This is a genomic window from Rhizobium sp. KNZ2-6A (assembly GCF_056755475.1).
In genome coordinates this window covers 1-3,841 of sequence record NZ_JBNDIC010000111.1, presented here as the reverse complement: position 1 = coordinate 3,841, position 3,841 = coordinate 1, and the positions used below count along the sequence as shown (strand labels likewise).

The window sequence follows — 3,841 nt, the reverse complement described above, 5'->3', positions numbered from 1 at the left end:
ACCATTGCGCCACAAGAATGCTCAAACTACTTCATAAACGCTGGCTATGAACGGGCTTAAATTCATCCCGCTCTAGCGTACAATCCTGCAGAGATTCCCTCGCCACCCCAACAAGGAAAGCCGCGCGGATCGCGACCGGAAACTTCGGCTGGTCGGTGAAGCCGTTTTGCAACGGGTTGCCAATGGCGAATGGGACGAGGCAGATTTCCGGCGGATGATGGACGGTTCGCTCACGCGGGCCGCCGATCGTGCCCTGTTCAGTTTGGACGATGTCGTATCGCCCTGAAAAGACAATCGTTTTACCAATCGCAACGGCAGCCGGAAAATACCCTCCTCGTATTCGGCCCAGTCGGCCCGAGACTGCGATTTCGGCCAACTCGGAGAACAAACGAAGAAACTGTAACATTAGGATGGTTTTGGCGACCATCTGTCAGAAAATAAGAAAACCGACCCTTTTGTGACGCATCGGAAGCATCACATTCAACTATCTCTGTAGGGTGCACCCAAAAGCGACATGACGGCAAGAGTGTCGCAAAAGTCCCCTCCAGTCGCCAGACTTTTGCGTGAGACATTTGCGATGAGAATTGCCGAACAATTTCAGCCTACCTTCAATCCAGGTCGGAAAATCAGGATTTGCGCGACGAATGGCTGAGCTTCCTTCACATCCCATGCCTGTCCGGAAAATATGCGGAGAAACGGTGTCTGCTCCGCATGGATCGAAAGTGCTTCTGAACTTAAGAAGATATTTTTCTTGATTTTGCGCTTGGGCCGCATATTTTGCGGATATGGATGAAATTGACCGCAAAATCATCGCCCTCCTGTCTTCGGATGCCCGACGCTCTCTAGCCGATATCGGTGGGAGCGTTGACCTGTCGCCGTCGAGTGTGAACGAGCGCATTCGTCGTCTGACTGCCTCAGGTGCCATTCGTCGTTTCACGGTGGAGCTTGACCCTACTGCTATGGGGTTAGAAACCCTTGTCTTCGTCTGGATCGCTTTGCGTGAGGATGCCGACGAAACGGCCTTTCATCGCTATGTCGAGATGAATTCAGCGATCCTCGAATGCCATCATGTCACGGGCGGCTGGTCCTATCTCATCAAGCTTCGGGTCGGTGCGACACCGGAGATCGAAGGTTTTTTAGCCGATCTGAAGACGCAAAAGTTTCTAGGCCGCAGCGAAACGGTGATCGCTCTTTCTTCTCCGGTTTCTGGCGCGTTCGTACAAAAGGATGCCCGCTGATGGAGCCTGTGCTGTTCGTCAAAAGCCTGTTCCTCGGGCTGGCAATCGCGGCCCCGCTCGGGCCGATCGGGGCGCTTTGCATCAACCGCACATTGGAACGAGGCTTTGTTGCAGGTGTGGCCGGAGGGCTCGGCACGGGGCTGGCCGATGCCGTCTACGCGGCCCTTGCCGCCTTCGGCTTCGCTGCGTTCTCGAATGTCCTAGGCATGATTGACACCCCGCTTCGGCTGGTCGGCGGCGGTTTCATGCTGTGGCTCGGCTGGCGAAGCATGACGCCAAGCCCACCCCGGATGGCAGCAAAGGTTTCCACGCGCGACCTGCTCGGCACCACGGCGGCGACATTCGTACTGACGATCACCAACCCCATGACGATCTTGTCTTTCGCCGCAATTTTTGCCGGCCTCGGGCTTGCGTCGGGGACTGGAGCAATTGATGCCATTTTGGTGGTCTCCGGCGTTTTCGTCGGGTCGATGCTTTGGTGGTGCATCCTCAGCGGCGGCGTTGCGCTGGCCCGGCATCGCCTGCCGGAAACCTTTGCAGTGTGGGTCTCTCGCCTGTCTGGCGCGTTGCTGATTGCATTTGGTCTATGGGCGGCGGGTTCTGCCATCATCTGACGCCAACGGTATCTCTGGCGCTCATAGCCAATTCGTCGCAAATGTCCCAAAACGCGCGCCATGCAGACAACGTCAGCTACGCGACGGCCTTCGCCACCATGTCCGGATGCCGGCCGATCACCCGTACATACGCGATGGCGAAATCAGGCGCGGTCGCCCGCGCCTGCTCCCAATCGCGCAGCGTGCCAACGGGAACCCGGAAGCGGCTGGCGAACTCGGACTGCGACAGGCCAAGCCCGGTCCTCGTCCTGCGGATCAGGCGGGCGCGCTGGCCCCGGTCCAGCGCTTCGGCCGTCACGTCGAAATCTTCGGCGTCGGCCGGGTCAGCAGGCAGCGTGATATGCTCTTTCTTCACCCTTGTTGCTCCTTCTCACCGATATGAAGCGGGGCAGCTCGCCCCGCCAAACGAAAATTCCGGTGAACAGCTTCTCCCCGACGATCCCGACCACCTTGAACCGCTCCTCGCCGTCGATCTCGCGGATGGAAGGGATAACCAAGTGGTCGTCGTCTTCGAAAATCCGGTCGCCAAAGGCCAGCGGCAGCTTGTGTTTCTCGCGGTTGGCCGCATCCTTGGCGGGGTCGAACCTGTCTTGCGTCATAGGGTATGACTATACGGGATTTCCGTATAGACCGCAAGCCCTATTCGCTTGTGAACTGTCGCGGGCTGTAGGAATTTAGAGAACTGAGGGAGCCCCTCAGTTGCTCTTCGCTGTTTGCCTGACCGGAACGTTGACGGTCCAGCTCTGAAATTCTTTATCGTTGCGCCATGGGCCATCGATCGTTTTCGAGCAATGGATCAGGACAGTAGGTAAGGAAAACCCATATTGTTTTGACGCCCAACTGGCCGTCAGCGCGGTCGCACATCTCGGTACGAACACTTTCTGATTAGCCCCCAGCACCTTCCACGTAGTGCCCTTGTTCGCGTTTTCCGCAGCCGCAAAGGCTCTCGCTGCGTTGTCTATCGCCGCGAGGCTAGGATCCAATTCGCTCCCGCGAGAATCCGAGGCGGTGGTCTGGGGCACCGCCGGTAGGCCCGAAACAGATAAAAATATGAAGGCGGCTGGAAGGAGGGGTATCTTCACTAGGCTTCCTTGATCAGCTTATCGTTTTCTTAGGTTCAAGTTGGCTCGGCCGTTCTCAAAAATCCTCTTTCAGCGTCAGAAGTCAGGATTTCCGCGACAACAGGATTGAACGCTTACCAGTCATTCGACTGCTGACGATAAGGGCCGGAGGGCATTTCGTTTTTCGTGTTCTTCCAGAGGCGCAGTACGGAGCACCCGTGCATATTCCCGACGCGCCCAGTCACCGAGATCGGGAGAGATACGATACATCGTATCGATTGTCGGAGCCATCCAGTTCCAGCGAGAGTATCCGCTATCTTCAAGACCATTTGGGAGTGGCGGAGCATCCTTCGGCGGACGTCGGTTTCGCAATTCTTCTGCTAGAGCGTGGCCTTCTGCCATATGGAAAAGAAACCATCTTGCGGCCTCCGCAAGGGAAAGTCCAGCTATCCGCTCGAACTCGCGCCCTCGTTCTGTAGCGACAATATCGTACTTCCCGGCTACGATTTCGACATGCGCAGAGCCGTCATCCTGACGTTGCCTCGAAATCCTTGCACATTTACCGAGGCCCGCTCTGGCCCAAAGTGATTCGGTTCGAGCCTGAAGTTCGCCAATCAAATCTTCTCGCATCGGTCGTCCAAATTCTGGCGCAGGCCTGCACGAATACATTAGTCGCCACGGAGAGCACAGCAAGGTGTCGCCAAACTCCCGATTAATGTTTGGATTTTGCGTCTGAGTTTTGCAACACAAAGGCGCTATCACCAACGAAGAACATTCATATTCTGCATTTGTTCGTCAAGTTGGCAGAAATCGCAGCCTCGGGCCGACTGGGCCTATTCTCAATTAATTCGGGTCCCGCACGCTGTTATCGGGCCGCTACAGGCAGGTCGTCCGGCCGATCCGTATAGTGCTCCAATACTCAGAGTGG

Annotated in this window: 6 protein-coding genes; 2 read left to right on the top strand and 4 right to left on the bottom strand. The window is 56.4% G+C overall.

Translation table 11 applies throughout. The annotated features are described in order from the left end of the window. Positions 1-31: 31 nt before the first annotated feature. Complete coding sequence (locus ACPYOP_RS32620) at positions 32-406, bottom strand: hypothetical protein (RefSeq protein ID WP_481414333.1); 375 nt, start codon at positions 404-406, stop codon at positions 32-34. Positions 407-785: 379 nt separating this feature from the next. Between ACPYOP_RS32620 and ACPYOP_RS32615 the strand changes: the two genes are divergently transcribed. Next, complete coding sequence (locus ACPYOP_RS32615) at positions 786-1,238, top strand: Lrp/AsnC family transcriptional regulator (RefSeq protein ID WP_481414332.1); 453 nt, start codon at positions 786-788, stop codon at positions 1,236-1,238. Beyond that, positions 1,238-1,852 carry a LysE family translocator gene (locus tag ACPYOP_RS32610; RefSeq protein ID WP_481414331.1) on the top strand — a complete coding sequence of 205 codons (615 nt, stop codon included), beginning with the start codon at positions 1,238-1,240 and terminating at the stop codon, positions 1,850-1,852. The genes ACPYOP_RS32615 and ACPYOP_RS32610 overlap by 1 nt, the downstream gene beginning before the upstream one ends. A 76-nt stretch (positions 1,853-1,928) precedes the next feature. Here the strand turns inward: ACPYOP_RS32610 and ACPYOP_RS32605 are convergent, their stop codons facing one another. The 3 genes from ACPYOP_RS32605 to ACPYOP_RS32595 form a co-directional block, all read right to left on the bottom strand. Further along, a complete protein-coding gene (locus tag ACPYOP_RS32605; protein WP_481414330.1) occupies positions 1,929-2,207 on the bottom strand; it encodes a helix-turn-helix domain-containing protein in 279 nt (92 codons plus the stop codon). After that, a complete protein-coding gene (locus ACPYOP_RS32600) occupies positions 2,176-2,451 on the bottom strand; it encodes a BrnT family toxin (RefSeq protein ID WP_481414329.1) in 276 nt (91 codons plus the stop codon). The genes ACPYOP_RS32605 and ACPYOP_RS32600 overlap by 32 nt, the downstream gene beginning before the upstream one ends. Positions 2,452-2,547: 96 nt before the next feature. Further along, on the bottom strand, positions 2,548-2,934 hold the full coding sequence (locus ACPYOP_RS32595; protein WP_481414328.1) for a hypothetical protein: 387 nt from the start codon (positions 2,932-2,934) through the stop codon (positions 2,548-2,550). Between the last annotated feature and the right edge of the window lie 907 nt (positions 2,935-3,841).